This window comes from Bradyrhizobium sp. C9 (genome assembly GCF_002532045.1).
Taxonomy (GTDB): domain Bacteria; phylum Pseudomonadota; class Alphaproteobacteria; order Rhizobiales; family Xanthobacteraceae; genus Bradyrhizobium.
The window spans coordinates 1-16,799 of the sequence record NZ_NWTG01000002.1 but is presented as its reverse complement, the minus strand read 5'-3'; the positions used below and the strand labels follow the sequence as shown (position 1 = coordinate 16,799).

Below are 16,799 nucleotides of genomic sequence, written 5' to 3'. Positions count from 1 at the left end.
TCCTGAGAAGGCCGGTTGGATCCTGCTTTGCGCAACGTCTGCTCGATTGGAACAACCCTCCGCGCGTGATATCCAGACGGTATGAGACGGCTGAAGGCGATACGAAGGTGGTTCGGGCGGCGCTTCGGTTATGCGCGGCTGGCCTGCGTGGCGCTCTTGATCGGCATTGCCGCGCTGCGGATCGCGGATCCGGCTCCGGTGCAGGAGCTTCGCGTCAGGACGTTTGACACGTTCCAGGTGATCCAACCGCGCCAGAAGACCGCGCGGCCGGTCACCATCGTCGATATCGACGAGAAGAGCCTCGCCGACCCCCGGCTCGGGCAATGGCCGTGGCCACGGACGCGGCTTGCCGACATCGTCATCAACCTCACACGGCTTGGCGCCGTGGTGATCGCGTTCGACGCGGTGTTCTCCGAGCCCGACCGTCTCAACCCCGATATCGCGGCCGATACGTTCAGTAGCCTCGATGAGGAGATGCGTGCCAGGCTGCGGCAACTGCCGAGCAACGACAGCATCCTGGCCGACGCCATCAAGAACTCGCGTGTGGTACTCGGCGAGTCCGGCGGTCCCAACGTGCGCGCCGACCTCAACGAGAAGCTGCCGGTCACCGGGCTTGCGATGCTCGGCGAGGAGCCGCAGCGCTTCATGTTCCAGTTTCCGGGATTGCTGCGCAACGTGCCGGTGCTCGAGGAGGCCGCGGCCGGGCGAGGCCTGTTCACGATCAGGCCGGAACGCGACGGCATCGTCAGGCGGGTGCCGATGATGATGGTTGCGCAGGGCATCTCCATGCCGTCGCTGACCTTCGAAATGCTGAGGGTGGCGGGCGGCTCGGGCACCATCCTGATCAAGGCCGACAAGGCCGGCATCCAGAGCCTCGGCATCAAGGGCTTTGCGATCCCGACCGATCTCTATGGCCAGCTCTGGATCCACTACGCACGCCGTGACCCTTCGATCTATGTCTCAGCCGTCGACGTGCTGGATGGGCGGGTGCCGCCGGACAGGATCGCAGGCAAGCTGATCCTGATCGGCACATCCTCGGTCGGGCTCAACGACATCAAGACCACGCCGGTGACGCCGGCGATGCCCGGTGTCGAGGTTCATGCCCAGGTGCTGGAGAGCGCGCTGACCGGGGACGTGGTTTCGCAACCGAACTACGGCATCGGCATCGAGTTCTTCGCGGCACTGATCATGGGGCTCCTGGTCATCGCCTTCGCGCCGAAGTTCGGTCCGATCACGCTGGTGGTGGTCGGCGGGATGTTCGCCTCGGTGCTGACCGGCACCTCCTGGTATTTCTATTCGCAACACCGGCTCCTGATCGATTTCACCTACCCGCTGATGTCGACCACGGCGATCTATCTCACCCTGATCTTCTCCGCCTTCGTGCGCGAACAGCAGCAGCGCCGGCAGATCAGGTCGCAATTCGTGCAGTATATGTCACCCGCGCTGGTCGAGCAGTTGGCTCAGGCGCCGGAGCGGCTCGTGCTCGGCGGCGAAGAGCGCGAGATGACCATCATGTTCTCGGACATGCGCGGCTTCACCACGATTTCGGAAACCTACAAGAGCGATCCGCAGGGTCTCACGGCGCTGATGAACCGTTTCCTCACCCCGCTTTCCAACGCGATCCTTGCGCGCAAGGGCACGATCGACAAATACATGGGCGACGCCATCATGGCGTTCTGGAATGCGCCGCTGGACGACAAGCAGCACCAGCTCAACGCCTGCGACGCCGCGCTCGACATGCTGGAACGCGTCGACGACCTCAACCGTGCGCGCGAGCAGGAGGCTCAGGAGGGTGGCCACATTTATGTGCCGCTCAACATCGGGGTCGGTCTCAACACCGGCACCTGCGTGGTCGGCAATATGGGCTCCGATGTGCGCTTCGACTATTCGGTGTTCGGCGACAGCGTCAATCTGGCCTCGCGGCTGGAGGGGCAGTCCAAGGAGTACGGCTTCCCGATCATCGTGGGATCGAAGACCGCGCTCGCGGTGAAGGAGAAGTTCGCGATCCTCGAGCTCGACTTCATCATGGTGAAGGGCAAGAAGGAGCCCGAGGTGATCTATGCGATCGCCGGCCGCGAGGACGTGGCTGGTTCCGGCCGCTTCCAGCGGCTGCGCAACCTGACCATCGAGATGCTCGCCTGCTATCGCAGCCGCGACTGGGACGGTGCGCTCGCGGCGATCGAGCGCGGCCGCAAGACCGACGAGGCGCAGACGCTGCAATATCTCTACCGCCTCTACGAGGCGCGCATCCGCGCATTCCAGAAGGAGCCACCGCCGGACGATTGGGACGGCGCCTTTGCGTTGACGACGAAGTAAGTTTTGTCGTCGTCCCGGCTGACGCCGAGATAGACGCCACACATCCCGTGTCGTCCCGGCGAAGGCCGGGACCCATACGCCGCGGCCGGCGCAATAGGCAAGCGGCCAGACGGCTTTCTAACAACACCCAGTCGTGGTTATGGGTCCCGGCCTTCGCCGGGACGACGAATGGAGAGGTTCGCCGGGACGACGATGAGGATGCCTACTCCAACCCGATCTGCGTCAGATCCTGGAACCAGTGCTGCGCCTGCACGAAGGTCTTCACCTTCGGCGACAGCGCGTGCGGATTGGTGTCGTGCACGACCCACACCAGCGCGGCATCGTCGACGATCAGCGCATGCGCCTGCGCCAGCAGCGCATCCTGTTTTGCGCTGTCGAAGGTCTGCTTGGCCTCGTCGATCAACGCGTCGACCTTCGGATTCTTGTAGCCGCCCCAGTTGACGCCTGTCGGCGCCACCTGGCCGGAATGGAAGAATCGCACGATGGCGTAGAGCGGATCCGAGGTGACATAGGCGATGTTGTTCGCGGTGATGCCGGCGTTCATCTCGTCGGCGGCGCCCTTGCGCCAGTGCGCATATAAGGTCTCGAGCTCGACCACCTTGAAGTCGATATCGATGCCGATCTCCTTGAAGCTCTGCTGCAGGAACTCGTTCATCGGCAGCGACAGCATCTGCCCGGTGCCGCCCTGGGCGATGATGAAGGTCGTCTTCAGCGGCTTGTCCTTGGAGTAGCCGGCTTCCTCCACCAGCTTTTTCGCGGCTGCGAGGTCGTATTTCAGTTCGAAGCTCGGCTTGCCGAACCACGGGCTCGACGGATCGACCTGGCCCTTGGCGGGTTTTGCCAGGCCGTTCATCAGGCCAACCACCGCGTCGCGGTCGATCGCGAGGTTCAGCGCCTTGCGCAGGCGGATGTCGGTCCAGGGTGAGCCCGGCAGCACGCTCAAATGATAATTCCAGACATGCGGCGTCACGTTGTCGACGATCCTCATGCCGGCGGCCTTGAGCTGCGGCACAGCATCTGGTGCCGGTGTTTCGATCAGGTCGACCTGGCCGGCCAGCAGCGCGTTGGTGCGGGTCAGCGCCTCCGGCATCGGGATCAGGATCATCTTGTCGACCTTCGCCAGCCGCTTCTTATCCCAATAGTCCGGGTTCCTGGTCAGCTCGGCAAGCTCGCGCGGCACCAGCTTGGTCAGCTTGAACGGACCGGTGCCGGAGGGCTGGCTGGCGAACTTGTCCCAATCCTTGCCGAGCTTCTCATATTGCGCGGGGCTCGAGACCAGGAACCAGAGCATCTGGTAGGGGAAGAAGGAGTCTACCGTCTTGGTGGTGATCTCGATGGTCTGGTCGTCGATCTTGGCGTAGCTCGCAACCGAGGGCAGCCGGGTCTTGACCTGCGCACTCTGCCGCTTGTCGAATTGCGGCGCCTTGTCGTTCAGCACCTTGTCGAGATTCCAGATCACCGCGTCGGCGTTGAAGTCGCTGCCGTCGTGGAATTTTACGCCCGTGCGCAAGGTGAAGCGCCACTTGGTCTTGTCGTTGTCGTCGACCTTCCATTCAGTCGCAAGCCCGGGCACCAGTTTGCCGGGCCGGTCGGCAACGTCCATCTCCCAGGCCACCAGCGGATCGTAGATCGTGTAAGCCGTGAACTGATAGGCGCCGGCGCCGCGATCGGGCTGGCCGGTCGTCAGCGGAATGTCGGCCATCGAAATGCCGTAGCGCACAATTGACTCGGCGCGCGCCGACATGGCCGGCCAGCCCGCGGTCAGGGCGAGCGCCATTGCCGCCATCAGGATCGAATTGCGCGCGCGCATATGAAGGCTCCGTTGCTGAAAGTCGGAGCTGAAACGTGCAAGCATGGTGCCAGAATAGGCACCATTTCCTCGTCTTAGCCTAAGGTGGGAAGAAATGACGCGCCCAGTGGTTATTTGCTGAAGAACTATTCCCCTTGGCACACGCATTGCATACGCTTGCCCAAGAAATAATCACCAAAACGTCACCAGACTTCGAAGGGGTTGCTCAGATGCGTAACAGGAAGACCAATGCGACGGCGATCATGCTGGCGCTTGCGATCGCCAATTGTGTGCCGGCGATCGCCAGCGCCGAGACCGTGCTGCGCATTGGCATGACAGCTGCCGATATTCCGCGCACGCTCGGCCAGCCCGACCAGGGATTCGAGGGCAATCGCTTCACCGGGCTCACGATGTATGACGCGCTGACGATGTGGGACCTGTCGTCGTCGGACAAGGCGAGCGCGTTGATTCCGGGCCTCGCCACCGAGTGGAAGGTCGACGACGCCGACAAGACCAAGTGGGTCTTCAAGTTGCGTCCCGGCGTCAGCTTTCACGACGGCTCACCGTTCAATGCCGACGCCGTGGTCTGGAACGTCGACAAGGTGCTGAAGCAGGATGCGCCGCAGTATGATGCGAGTCAGGTCGGCGTCACCGCCTCGCGCATGCCGACCCTGGTGTCGGCGCGCAAGATCGACGACATGACGGTGGAGCTGACCACCAAGGAGCCGGATAGTTTCCTGCCGATCAACCTCACCAATCTGTTCATGGCGAGCCCGGCCAAGTGGCAGCAATTCTACGACAAGGCCGAAGGCGCCGATGCCAAGGCGAAGTCGCAGGCCGCATGGGCGGCGTTCGCCAAGGACGCTTCGGGCACCGGCCCCTGGAAGATGTCGAGCTTCACGCCGCGCGAGCGGCTCGAATTGGTGAAGAACGAGAAGTACTGGGACAAGGCCCGCGTGCCGAAGACCGACAAGATGGTGCTGCTGCCGATGCCCGAGGCCAACGCGCGCACCGCGGCGCTGCTGTCGGGGCAGGTCAACTGGATCGAGGCGCCGGCGCCCGACGCACTGCCCGAGATCAAGCAGCGTGGCTTCAATCTGTATTCCAACGAGGAGCCGCATGTCTGGCCGTGGCAGTTCTCCCGCGTCGAGGGCTCGCCGTGGAACGACATCCGCGTCCGCAAGGCCGCCAACCTATGCGTCGATCGCGAAGGGCTGCGCGACGGCCTGCTCGCGGGGCTGATGGTGCCGGCCACCGGCACGTTCGAGCCTGGCCATCCCTGGCGCGGCAACCCGACCTTCCAGATCAAGTATGACAAGCCGGCCGCGCAGAAGCTGATGCAGGAGGCCGGCTTCGGTCCCAACAAGAAGCTGACGGTCAAGATCCAGACCTCGGCGTCGGGTTCGGGCCAGATGCTGCCGCTGCCGATGAACGAGTATCTGCAACAGGCTTTGGCCGAGTGCTACTTCGATGTGCAGCTCGACGTCATCGAGTGGAATACGCTGTTCACCAACTGGCGGCGCGGCGCCAAGGATCCGTCGGCCAATGGTTCGAATGCGACCAACGTCACCTATGCGGCGATGGATCCGTTCTTCGCTTTGGTGCGCTTCCTGCAATCCGGCATGGCGCCGCCGGTCTCGAACAATTGGGGCTTCATCAACAATCCGAAGTTCGATGAGCTGGTGAAAAAGGCCCGCCAGACCTTCGAGCCGGCGGCGCGCGACGCCGCGCTTGCCGAGCTGCACGCGGCCTCGGTCGATGATGCGGCGTTCCTCTACGTCGCCCACGACGTTGCGCCGCGCGCGATGAGCCCGAAGGTCAAGGGCTTTGTGCAGCCGAAGAGCTGGTTCGTCGACTTCTCGCCGGTCTCGGTCGTGCCGTGACGGGTTGGCGACATTCTCGGTGCACCCTCTCCCCTTGTGGGAGAGGGTGGCTTCGCAAGAGCGAAGACGGGTGAGGGGTTGTCTCCGCGGGGCGCTCCTTTCTGATCTGAAATAGCGTTATCCGCGAATAGAACCCCTCATCGGGCGCGCTCTGCGCGCCACCTTCTCCCGCAAGGGGAGCAGGAGGAAAGAACACAACGTGCTCGCCTATACGTCCAGACGGATCGTCTACGTCATTCCGATCGTGCTCAGCGTTGCGCTGGTGTGCTTTCTCCTGGTGCACATCACGCCCGGCGATCCGCTGGTCGCGGTGCTGCCGGCCGATGCCTCGCAGGAGCTTGCCGCGCAATTGCGCAGCGCCTACGGCTTCGATCGCCCGTTACCGGTGCAATTCGGTCTGTGGCTGTGGCGCGCGATCCACGGCGATCTCGGCAATTCGATCGCCACGGGACGGCCGGTGCTGTCGGAAGTGATGCATGCGGTCGGCAACACCGTGATGCTGGCGATTGCGGCTGCGATGATCGGCTTCACGCTCGGCCTGCTGTTCGGCCTGATCGCCGGGTATTTCCGCGACACCTGGGTCGACAAGGTCGCAACATCGATTGCCATTGCCGGCGTCTCGCTGCCGCATTACTGGCTCGGCATGGTGCTGGTCATCATCTTCTCGGTGCAGCTCAACTGGCTGCCCGCGGTCGGCGCCGGTCCCGGCGGCTCCGGTGCCTGGGCGTGGGACTGGGAGCATCTGCGCTATCTGGTGCTGCCCGCGATCACCACCTCGGTGATCCCGATGGGCATCGTTACCCGCACGGTGCGCGCGCTGACCGGCGATATCCTGAGCCAGGATTTCGTCGAGGCGCTGCGTGCCAAGGGCCTGCGCGAGACCGGGGTGTTTCGCCACGTCATCAAGAACGCGGCGCCGACCGCGCTCGCCGTGATGGGTCTGCAACTCGGCTACATGCTCGGCGGCTCGATCCTGATCGAGACTGTGTTCTCCTGGCCGGGCTCGGGCTTGTTGCTGAACTCGGCGATCTTCCAGCGCGATCTGCCGCTGCTGCAGGGCACGATCCTGGTGCTGGCGCTGTTCTTCGTGCTGCTCAATCTCCTGGTCGATATCGCGCAGGCCGTGATCGATCCGCGCATCAAGCGGAGCTAGCCATGAGTGCGATGTCGGATACTGCATTGCAGGCAGCTCCCGCGACCAAGGCGCGCGGCTACTGGGCGACGGTCGGGCGTCGGATCCGACGCGACAAGGTCAGCATGGCCTGTGCCATCATCCTGGTGCTGATCTTCGCCTCGGCGCTGCTGGCACCATGGCTGCATCTCGCCGACCCCTATCAGGGCTCGATGATCCGCCGTCTCCGCCACATCGGTACGCCGGGCTATCCGCTCGGCACCGACGAGCTCGGCCGCGACATGCTGGCGCGGCTGATCTATGGCGGACGGCTGTCGCTGGTCATCGGCATCCTGCCGGTGATCCTCGCCTTCATGGTTGGTACCTCGCTCGGCCTCGTCGCCGGTTACGTCGGCGGCAAGCTGAACACCGCGATCATGCGCACTGTCGACGTGTTCTACGCCTTCCCGTCGGTACTGCTCGCGATCGCGATCTCGGGTGCGCTCGGCGCCGGCATCACCAATTCGATCGTGTCGCTGACCATCGTGTTCGTGCCGCAGATCACCCGCGTCGCCGAAAGCGTCACCACGGGCGTCCGCAACATGGATTTCGTCGAGGCGGCGCGCGCGTCCGGCGCCGGTCCGTTCACCATCATGCGCGTGCACATGCTCGGCAATGTGCTCGGTCCGATCTTCGTCTACGCCACCGGCCTGATCTCGGTGTCGATGATCCTCGCCGCCGGTCTCTCGTTCCTCGGGCTCGGCACCAAGCCGCCGGAGCCGGAATGGGGCTTGATGCTGAACACGCTGCGCACCGCGATCTATGTCAACCCATGGGTCGCGGCGCTGCCGGGCGCGATGATCTTCGCGGTCTCGATTTGCTTCAATCTGCTCAGCGACGGCATGCGCAGTGCCATGGACATCAGGAACTAAAGCATGAGCGAGGCCAATCTCTCCGTCGATATGCTGGAGCCGGTCGCCGATGTCGGCGGCGCCGCGCAGCCGCTGCTGCAGGTCAAGGGGCTGACCAAGCACTTCCCGGTGCGCGGTGGGCTGTTTTACCCGCGCAAGACCGTGCGTGCCGTCGACGACGTCAATTTCGCGGTCATGAAGGGTGAGACCGTCGGCATTGTCGGCGAATCCGGCTGCGGCAAGTCGACCACCGCGCGGCTGCTGATGCACCTGATGACGCGCGATGCCGGCGACATCATCTTTGACGGCCGGCAGGTCGGCCCGGCGCTTTCGTTGCGCGATTTGCGGCGCGGCGTGCAGATGGTGTTCCAGGACAGCTACGCCTCGCTCAATCCGCGCCTCACCATCGAGGAGTCCATCGCCTTCGGACCCAAAGTCCATGGCATGGCCGATGACACGGCGCGGACGCTGGCGCGCGAACTGCTCGGCAAGGTGGGCTTGCGGCCGGAGATTTTCGCCAACCGCTATCCGCACGAAGTGTCGGGCGGCCAGCGCCAGCGCGTCAACATCGCCCGCGCGCTGGCGCTGTCGCCGCGGCTCGTGATCCTCGACGAGGCGGTATCCGCGCTCGACAAATCGGTCGAGGCACAGGTGCTCAATCTGCTCGCCGATCTGAAGCGTGAATTCGGCCTGACTTATCTGTTCATCAGTCACGATCTCAACGTGGTCCGCTACATCTCCGATCGCGTGCTCGTGATGTATCTCGGCGAAGTGGTCGAGCTCGGCCCGGTCGATGCGGTCTGGGATGCGCCGGCGCATCCCTATACCCGCGCGTTGCTGGCGGCGATGCCGTCATCCGATCCCGACAGGCGCACTGAGGTGCCGCCGATTTCGGGCGATCCGCCCAATCCGATCGATCCGCCGGCCGGCTGCCGGTTTCACACCCGTTGTCCGTTTGCGGAGCCGCTCTGCGCAAACGACACGCCAAAACTCAGCGATCTCGATACAATGGGTCATCAAGCGGCGTGCTACATGGCCATTCCCGGCTCGGGGCACAGCCGCGCGCCGGCAAAAGCAAAAGGAGAAAACGCGGCATGACCAGACCAACTCCCAAGGACGTCAAGGTGATCGCGCACGTCGCCGACGTGCCCGCTGACGATGATGTCGCCACCCGCATCGCCAACTCGATCGGCCCCGCATTCGACGGCTTCGCGCCGATCTCCGGCACGCTGCCCTTCGATCTTGAACCCGCAAGCTTCCTGCTGGCGCAGAAGGTGTCGAAATGAGCACCGAACCTGCCCTGATGACGCTGACCGCGGTCGCCAAGGCGATCGCCGACAAGAAGGTCTCCTCGCATGAGGTGACGCGCGCCGTGCTGCATCGCATTGCGGAATGGCAGCCGCGCCTCAACGCTTATATGGCGATCGAATCCGAACAGGCGCTTGCCGCGGCTACCGAGGCCGATGCCGCGCTCGCCAAGGGCAACAGCCGAGGCCCGCTGCACGGCGTGCCGCTGGCGCACAAGGACATGTATTACGAGGCCGGTAAGGTCGTGACCTGCGGCTCGCTGATTCGCCGTGACTTCGTGCCGAAGACGACCGCGACGGCGTTGCAGCGACTGAAGGATGCCGGGCAGGTCCGGCTCGGCTCGCTGCAGATGGTCGAGTTCGCCTATGGGCCGACCGGCCACAACGTGCATTACGGCCCTGTGCGCAATCCCTGGAACACCGAGCACATCACCGGCGGCTCGTCATCGGGCTCGGGCTCCGCGGTCGCCGCGCGCTTGACTTTTGCCGCGCTCGGCTCCGATACCGGCGGTTCTGTGCGCATGCCCGCGCATTTCTGCGGTGTCACCGGCCTGAAGACGACGGTCGGCCGCGTCAGCCGCGCCGGCGCGATGCCGCTTTCGCAGTCGCTCGACACCGTCGGTCCGCTGGCGCAGACCGCGGAAGACTGCGCGCTACTGCTCGGCCTGATGGCCGGCGCCGACCCCGAGGATCTGACGGCGTCGACGCTGCCGGTGCCCGACTATCTGGCTGCGACGAGACAATCGCTGAAGGGTCTCAAGATCGGCGTCCCGACGACTTTCTATGTCGACGACCTCGATGGCGAAGTGGCGCGTGTCCTCGACGAGACGGTGGCCGCCCTGAAGAAGGAGGGCGCCGAGATCGTCAAGGTCGAGCTGCCCGATCAGCGCCAGCTCGGTGCTGCGTCGCAACTCGTGCTCGCGGCAGAAGCCGCAGCCTACCACAAGCGCTGGATGATCGAGCGGCCGCAGGATTACGGCGCGCAGGTCCTGATGCGGCTGCAGAATGGCCTGACCATTCCGGCCGTTACCTATCTCGAGGCCATGCGCTGGCGGGGGCCCGCGCTCGCCGCGCACAATGCGGCGGTCAACGGCATTGATGCGGTGATCGCGCCGTCCTCGCCGGTGCCGGCGCCGACGATCGCCGAGAGCGATGTCGGCAATGGCCCGGGCGCGGAAGCGGTGATCCAGCGGCTGACCCGGTTCACCCGCCCGGTCAACTATCTCGGCCTGCCGTCGCTCTCGATCCCCTCGGGCTTCACCAAAGCGGGTCTGCCGGTCGGCATGCAGCTGATCGGCCGCTCCTTCGAGGAAGCGGTGTTGCTCCGGATCGGCGCGGCCTTCCAGCGCGCGACCGATTTCCACGCCAGGGTCCCCAAGCTCGCATGACCAACCTCGTCGAGATCAACAACCTCAACATCCGCTTCACCGGCGATCGCACGGTCCACGCCGTCAACGATCTCAGCCTGCAGCTCGGCGAGGGCGAGGTGTTGGGGCTGCTCGGCGAATCCGGCTCGGGCAAGAGCGTGACGCTGCGCGCGCTGATGCGGCTGTTGCCGAAGAAGCGCACGCAGATCTCCGGCAGCGTGAAAGTGCTGGGCCGGGACGTGCTGGCGATGGATGACGAGGCGCTGTCCGCATTCCGCGGCCAGACCGTCTCGATGATCTTCCAGGAGCCGGCGCTGGCGCTCGATCCGGTCTACACCATCGGCCGCCAGATCGCGGAAACGGTCATGCGTCACGAGGGCAAGAGCGAGCGCGACGCCACGGCGCGCGCGCTCGAGATGCTCGAGGTGGTGCGGATACCCTCCGCGAAACGAAGGCTGGACTCCTATCCGCACGAGATGTCGGGCGGCATGCGCCAGCGTGCGATGATCGCGCTGGCGCTGGCCTGCAAGCCGAAGATCCTGCTCGCGGACGAGCCGACCACCGCGCTCGACGCCACCGTGCAGATCCAGATCCTGTTGCTGCTGCGCGAACTGCAGCGCGAATTCGGGATGTCCGTCATCTTCGTCACCCACGACATCGGTGTTGCCATCGAGATCTGCGACCGGGTCGCGGTGATGTATGCCGGCCAGATCGTGGAGCAGGGCGCCTTGCGCGATATCGTGCGCACACCGGTTCATCCCTACGCGAAGGGCTTGCTGGCCTCGACCATTCACGGCGCGATGCGCGGTCAGCGCCTCGAGACCATCCCGGGCACGCCGCCTTCGCTCGACCACGCGCCGTCCAGTTGCTCGTTTGCGCCACGCTGCAAGTTCGCCGAACCGCGCTGCAGCGAGAGCCTGCCGCCGAGCGTACAAACCGCGCCCGGGCATCTGGCGCGCTGCGTTCTCGCAGAATCGGCCGGCGCCGCGGTTTAGGATGCCCGCGCGACCGCGTCGGCGATCCAGCGCCGCACCGCCGCGATCCGCCGGTCCCGCGCCTGCTCGGTGCGGGAGACCAGGTAGATCGTCTCGTGATGCGCGGCCTCGAACGCAAACGGCGCCACCAGCCGCTTGCCGAAACCCGGCCGCGCCTTGATCAGCGGCGCCATTGCGAGCGCCACGCCGAGCCCGTGCTCGGCAGCCTCCAGCATCGCCGGCACGCTGTCGAGCCACAGATGTCCGCGCGGGGCGAGATGCGGCAGCCCGGCTTCCTTCAGCCAGGCTGGCCACCCCCGCGGTTGCGTCGTGACATGGATCAGCACCTCCCGCGACAAGTCCGCGGGGGTCCGCAGCCCCGCCTTGACCAGTGCCGGCGTGCACACCGGCAATCCCCTGACCTGGACCAGCGGCTCCACCTTCAGCCCGGCGGCATGTTCCCGCCCGTAGCGGACCGCGACATCGACGCGGGAGCCGTTGAAGTCGGCATACTGGTGCGTGGCCTCGATCCGCAGCGTCAGTTGCGGGTGGCGCCGTTTGAACTCCGGCAGCGCCGGCAGCAGCACGGCGCTGGTGAAGAACGGCAGTGAGCTGATCCACAACTCGCCGCTTGCCTCGCCGCGTTGCCGCAGCATGTCGCGGCTTGCCTGCTGCAGCATCGCCAGCGCGGCCGACACCTTTGCAAGGTAACGTTCGCCGTCAGCGGTCAGGCGCACCGAGCGCGCGCCGCGGACGAACAGCTTGGTGCCGAACTGCTGCTCCAGTCCGCGGATCTGGTGGCTGATCGCCGACGGGCTCAGCGACAGGTCGCGCGCGGCGCGGCGGAAGCTGAGCTGGGTTGCCGCACGCTCGAAGGCGAGCAGCGCCGTCAGCGGTGGGATGGCCCGCGGATCAGGGGCATCCAATGGGTGAATCCTGTTCACCTGAAGTGATGAATGGCCTTTTGTCATGGCCGCTATTCTTGGATCAGATTGGCCCTGCGCTCAATCCTGCTCACCTCATGAGATCATATCCGCCTTGGCCATATTCGAACCGCTCGCCACGCCGCATCACTGGAAGCCGGCCGCGCTGGCGGCGGGGCCGTTCGCAGGCCTGCAGGGCGGAGCGGTCGCAAGCCTGTTGACCGCCGAGGTCGAGGCGATGGCAGGTCCGCGCAACTGGGGCACCGCGATATCGGCGTCAGCCTGGTTCCTGCGGCCGACGCCGATGGCCGAATTGCGCACGCATGTCGCCGTCGTGACCGAGGGCGGCCGGGTCAGCGTCGTCGACAACACGCTCTGGCCGGTCGGCGAGCAGCAGCCTTGTGCCACGGTGCGCGTGACGCTGTCGCGCGAACGTGCGGTCGAGGTCCCCGGTCTTCACGGCAGCGCAGCCGACCCGGTGGATCCCACGCGCTTTCCGTTGCGCAGCCCGCACGCAGTCCATGGCCGCAACTGGTTCATGGACGCGATGGAGGCCCGTGCCGGCAGCGACGTCGCCTGGTTTCGCATGCACCATAGCGTGATCGCCGATGCCGGCCCGCTGGCGCGCGTGCTCGGTCCGGCCGACTGGACCCACGGCATCGCGCGCCCGGTGCAGAACGTGGTGGCCGACCCCAATCCGAACCTCGCGGTGCAGCTGTTCAGACCGCCACGGGGTGCGTGGATCGGCATTCGCGCCGAGGCCCGCTGGCGCCCGGAGGCCGGGCTCGGCGTCGGCAGCGGGGTATTGCTCGATGTGGATGGCGAGATCGGCCGGGTCTCGATGTCGGTCATTCTCGTGCCCTTTCCGGGAAGCGCACCCGCTGCGGGTCCAGGTTCCGCGGTCGGTTAACCCTAATTATTCCGTCAACTGTCTGTGGGATCACAAAAATAGGTCGCGAACCATGCTTTGGTTGGCGCGACTTGAAATGGACGGTGGTCGCAAACGTCTATACAACGTGGTGATCACGTAGCCCTTTTGATTTGCAGAGATCGGTTTTTATGGCAGTTGCGCCCGCTGTCCGGCGTTCCGAACTGGCTGAGGCGCTGCGCGCGTGCCGCAGTGCCTTCATAGGCGTCGGCCTCATCAGCTGCATGATCAACCTGCTCTATCTCACAGGTTCGATGTTCATGCTGCAGGTCTACGACCGGGTGCTGCCGAGCCGCAGCGTTCCGACCCTGGTCGGCCTCGTCGTGATCGCCGCGGTCCTCTACATGGCCCAGGGCGTGCTCGATCTGCTGCGCGGACGGATCCTCGGCCGCGTCGGCACCTCGCTCGATGAAGCGCTCAATGCGCGGGTGTTCGACACCATCGTGCGGCTGCCGCTGATGGCGGGCAATCGCAGCGAGGGCTTGCAACCGCTACGCGACCTCGACAATGTGCGCTCCTTCCTCGGCAGCATGGGTCCCGGTGCGTTCTTCGATCTGCCCTGGCTGCCGTTCTACATGCTGATCTGCTTCGCGTTCCATTGGCTGCTCGGCGTCACGGCGCTGGTCGGCGCCGTCATTCTGGTGACGCTGACGCTAATCACCGAATACATGTCGCGCACGCCCGCGAGGGAAGCGATGTCGCTCGCGGCGCGGCGCAACGATCTCGCAGCCTCCAGCCGCCGCAACGCCGAAGTGCTCGTGGCGATGGGCATGGCCGGGCGGATGAACAAGCGCTGGAACGAAGCCAACGAGGAGTATCTGTCCGGCAACCAGCGTGCGAGCGACGTGAGCGGCGGGCTCGGTGCGGTCGCCAAGGTGCTGCGCATGATGCTGCAGTCGGCGGTGCTCGCGGTCGGTGCCTATCTCGTGATTCACCAGGAGGCTACCGGCGGCATCATCATCGCCGGCTCGATCCTGAGCGCGCGGGCGCTGGCGCCGGTCGATCTCGCGATCGCGCATTGGAAGAGCTTCGTCGCCGCGCGGCAGAGCTGGCAGCGCCTCAACCGCCTGCTGCAGCAGATTCCGGCGCGGCCGGAGCAGACGCTGCTGCAGGCGCCGGAGAAGAAGCTCTCGGTCGAGGCGGTGACCATGGTTGCGCCGGGCGACCAGCGCCCGATCGTGCAGGATGTCAGCTTCGCGGTCGAAGCCGGCAGCGGCGTCGGCGTGATCGGCCCGAGCGGGTCCGGCAAGTCGTCGCTGATCCGGGCGCTGGTCGGCGTCTGGGTGCCGGCACGCGGCAAGGTACGGCTCGATGGCGCCGCGCTGGATCAGTGGTCGTCGGACCAACTCGGCCGCCATGTCGGCTATTTGCCGCAGGACGTCGAACTGTTCGCCGGCACGGTCGCGCAGAACATCTGCCGGTTCGATCCCGACGCCAAGTCCGACGGCATCATCGCGGCGGCCAAGGAGGCCGGCGTGCATGAGATGATCATCAAGATGCGCGAGGGTTACGACACCCAGGTCGGCGAGCAGGGCACCGCGCTTTCCGCCGGCCAGGCGCAGCGCGTCGCGCTGGCGCGCGCGCTCTACGGCAATCCGTTCCTGATCGTGCTGGACGAGCCGAACTCCAATCTCGACAGCGAAGGCGACGAGGCGCTGACCCGCGCGGTGCGTGGCGCACGCGAGCGCGGCGCTGTCGTCATCGTGGTCGCACACCGGCCGATCGGCATCGAGGGCGTGGATCAGCTGCTCGTGCTCAAGGACGGCCGCATGCAGACCTTCGGGCCGAAGGAGACCGTGCTCGCGCAGGTGCTGCAGCGCGTCGCGCCGCCGGTGCCCACGCCGATCAAGATCGTCGCCGACGCGGGAGCGACCAAGTCATGAGCGGCCGCATGACGGATCAGCCGCGCAACGCACATGCTTCGATCAGGAAGCACCTCGTGGTCGGCCTCGTCGTGGTCCTGGTTCTGGGCGGCGGCGTCGGCGGCTGGGCCGCGACGGTGCCGATCTCGGGCGCGCTGATCGCGCCGGGCTCGGTGGTGGTCGATACCAACGTCAAGAAGGTGCAGCACCCGACCGGCGGCGTCGTCGGCGAGATCCTGGCGCGCGACGGCGACACGGTCAAGGCGGGCGACGTTGTCGTGCGTCTCGACGAGACCGTCGTGAAGGCGAGCCTTGCGATCGTGGTCAAGACGCTGAACGGTCTCTATGCGCGTGCGGCCCGGCTCCAGGCCGAGCAGCAGGGCCTCGACAAGATCGCGTTTCCGCCGCAGCTCACCGAGCAGGCGAGGGATCCCGACGTCCGCGATATCATGGCGAGCGAAACCAAGCTGTTCGAAGTCCGCGTCAACGGCCGCGCCGGCCAGAAGGCGCAACTGCGCGAACGCGTCACCCAGCTCAACGAGGAAATCGCCGGGCTGCAGGCGCAGGAAACCTCCAAGGACAAGGAGATCGCGCTGGTGCAGCAGGAGCTGGTCGGCGTCCGCCAGCTCTATGAGCAGCATCTGGTGCAGCTCACCCGTCTCACCACGCTGGAGCGCGACGCGGCGCGGCTCTCCGGCGAACGCGCGCAGTACATTGCCTCGCGTGCCCAGGCCAAGGGCAAGATCACCGAGACCGAGCTGCAGATCATCCAGGTCGACAAGGACATGCTCTCGGAGGTCTCGAAGGACCTGCGCGAGACCAACGACAAGATCGGCGAATTCGTCGAGCGCAAGGTAACCGCCGAAGACCAGCTCCGCCGCATCGATATCCGCGCCCCGCAGGACGGCGTGGTGCTGCAATCGACCGTCCACACGGTCGGCGGCGTCGTTACCGCGGGCGATGCCATCATGATGATCGTGCCGAGGGCCGATGACTTGTCGGTCGAAGCCAAGGTCAATCCGCAGGATATCGACAAGCTCCAGGTCGGTCAGAAGACCGTGCTCCGGCTCTCCGCCTTCAACCAGCGCACCACGCCGGAGCTGAATGGCGTCGTCACTCGCGTCTCCGCCGACGTCAACACCGACCAGCGCACCGGGCAGAGCTACTACACGATCCGCGTCTCGATGCCGCCGGAAGAGGTCGCGCGCCTAGGCAGCGAGGTGAAGATCATCCCCGGCATGCCGGTGGAAGCCTTCGTCCAGACCGGCGACCGCACCATGCTGTCGTATTTGATGAAGCCGCTGAGCGACCAGTTCATGCGCTCATTCCGCGAGAAGTAGTTTCCTTACAGACGATTCGTCATCGTCCCGTCATCCTGAGAGCCTGACCGAAAAAGCAGTGAGTGATTTCGGTCAGCTGTGATTCCTT

Annotated in this window: 13 protein-coding genes; 11 read left to right on the top strand and 2 right to left on the bottom strand. The window is 65.4% G+C overall.

The annotated features are described in order from the left end of the window. Positions 1-81 precede the first annotated feature (81 nt). The gene (locus tag CO675_RS04980; protein WP_097670951.1) at positions 82-2,316 is read left to right on the top strand and encodes a CHASE2 domain-containing protein; all 2,235 of its coding nucleotides are present in this window, start codon (positions 82-84) and stop codon (positions 2,314-2,316) included. A 202-nt stretch (positions 2,317-2,518) separates the two neighbouring features. On the opposite strand, the gene CO675_RS04975 is transcribed toward CO675_RS04980, so the two are convergent. Continuing rightward, positions 2,519-4,126 carry an ABC transporter substrate-binding protein gene (locus tag CO675_RS04975; RefSeq protein WP_097670950.1) on the bottom strand — a complete coding sequence of 536 codons (1,608 nt, stop codon included), beginning with the start codon at positions 4,124-4,126 and terminating at the stop codon, positions 2,519-2,521. A gap of 209 nt (positions 4,127-4,335) precedes the next feature. Between CO675_RS04975 and CO675_RS04970 the strand changes: the two genes are divergently transcribed. From CO675_RS04970 to CO675_RS04940, 7 genes are all read left to right on the top strand, one after another. Beyond that, positions 4,336-5,988, top strand: coding sequence for an ABC transporter substrate-binding protein (locus CO675_RS04970; protein ID WP_097670949.1), 1,653 nt, complete (start codon positions 4,336-4,338; stop codon positions 5,986-5,988). Positions 5,989-6,187: 199 nt separating this feature from the next. Further along, positions 6,188-7,141 (top strand): ABC transporter permease, encoded by a 954-nt coding sequence (locus CO675_RS04965; RefSeq protein WP_097670948.1) that lies wholly within the window; start codon positions 6,188-6,190, stop codon positions 7,139-7,141. A 2-nt stretch (positions 7,142-7,143) separates the two neighbouring features. Next, a complete protein-coding gene (locus CO675_RS04960; protein ID WP_097670947.1) occupies positions 7,144-8,031 on the top strand; it encodes an ABC transporter permease in 888 nt (295 codons plus the stop codon). A gap of 3 nt (positions 8,032-8,034) precedes the next feature. Beyond that, positions 8,035-9,108 (top strand): ABC transporter ATP-binding protein, encoded by a 1,074-nt coding sequence (locus tag CO675_RS04955; RefSeq protein WP_198964490.1) that lies wholly within the window; start codon positions 8,035-8,037, stop codon positions 9,106-9,108. Next, entirely contained in the window at positions 9,105-9,296 is a 192-nt protein-coding gene (locus CO675_RS04950; RefSeq protein ID WP_092119665.1) for a hypothetical protein, read from the top strand. Before CO675_RS04955 ends, CO675_RS04950 begins: the two co-directional genes overlap by 4 nt. After that, positions 9,293-10,705, top strand: coding sequence for an amidase (locus tag CO675_RS04945; protein WP_097670946.1), 1,413 nt, complete (start codon positions 9,293-9,295; stop codon positions 10,703-10,705). Before CO675_RS04950 ends, CO675_RS04945 begins: the two co-directional genes overlap by 4 nt. Next, a complete protein-coding gene (locus tag CO675_RS04940; RefSeq protein ID WP_097670945.1) occupies positions 10,702-11,679 on the top strand; it encodes an ABC transporter ATP-binding protein in 978 nt (325 codons plus the stop codon). Before CO675_RS04945 ends, CO675_RS04940 begins: the two co-directional genes overlap by 4 nt. On the opposite strand, the gene CO675_RS04935 is transcribed toward CO675_RS04940, so the two are convergent. After that, positions 11,676-12,584, bottom strand: a complete 909-nt coding sequence (locus CO675_RS04935) for a LysR substrate-binding domain-containing protein (RefSeq protein ID WP_097670944.1) — start codon at positions 12,582-12,584, stop codon at positions 11,676-11,678. The genes CO675_RS04940 and CO675_RS04935 overlap by 4 nt on opposite strands. Before the next feature lie 112 nt (positions 12,585-12,696). Between CO675_RS04935 and CO675_RS04930 the strand changes: the two genes are divergently transcribed. The 3 genes from CO675_RS04930 to CO675_RS04920 all read left to right on the top strand — a co-directional run bounded on the left by CO675_RS04930 (position 12,697) and on the right by CO675_RS04920 (position 16,711). Next, the gene (locus tag CO675_RS04930; protein WP_097670942.1) at positions 12,697-13,491 is read left to right on the top strand and encodes an acyl-CoA thioesterase domain-containing protein; all 795 of its coding nucleotides are present in this window, start codon (positions 12,697-12,699) and stop codon (positions 13,489-13,491) included. Between the two features lie 149 nt (positions 13,492-13,640). Further along, positions 13,641-15,392: a type I secretion system permease/ATPase gene (locus CO675_RS04925; RefSeq protein WP_097670941.1), complete on the top strand. Its 1,752-nt coding sequence runs from the start codon at positions 13,641-13,643 to the stop codon at positions 15,390-15,392. Positions 15,393-15,400: 8 nt separating this feature from the next. Continuing rightward, positions 15,401-16,711 carry an HlyD family type I secretion periplasmic adaptor subunit gene (locus CO675_RS04920; protein ID WP_198964489.1) on the top strand — a complete coding sequence of 437 codons (1,311 nt, stop codon included), beginning with the start codon at positions 15,401-15,403 and terminating at the stop codon, positions 16,709-16,711. Positions 16,712-16,799: the final 88 nt, after the last annotated feature.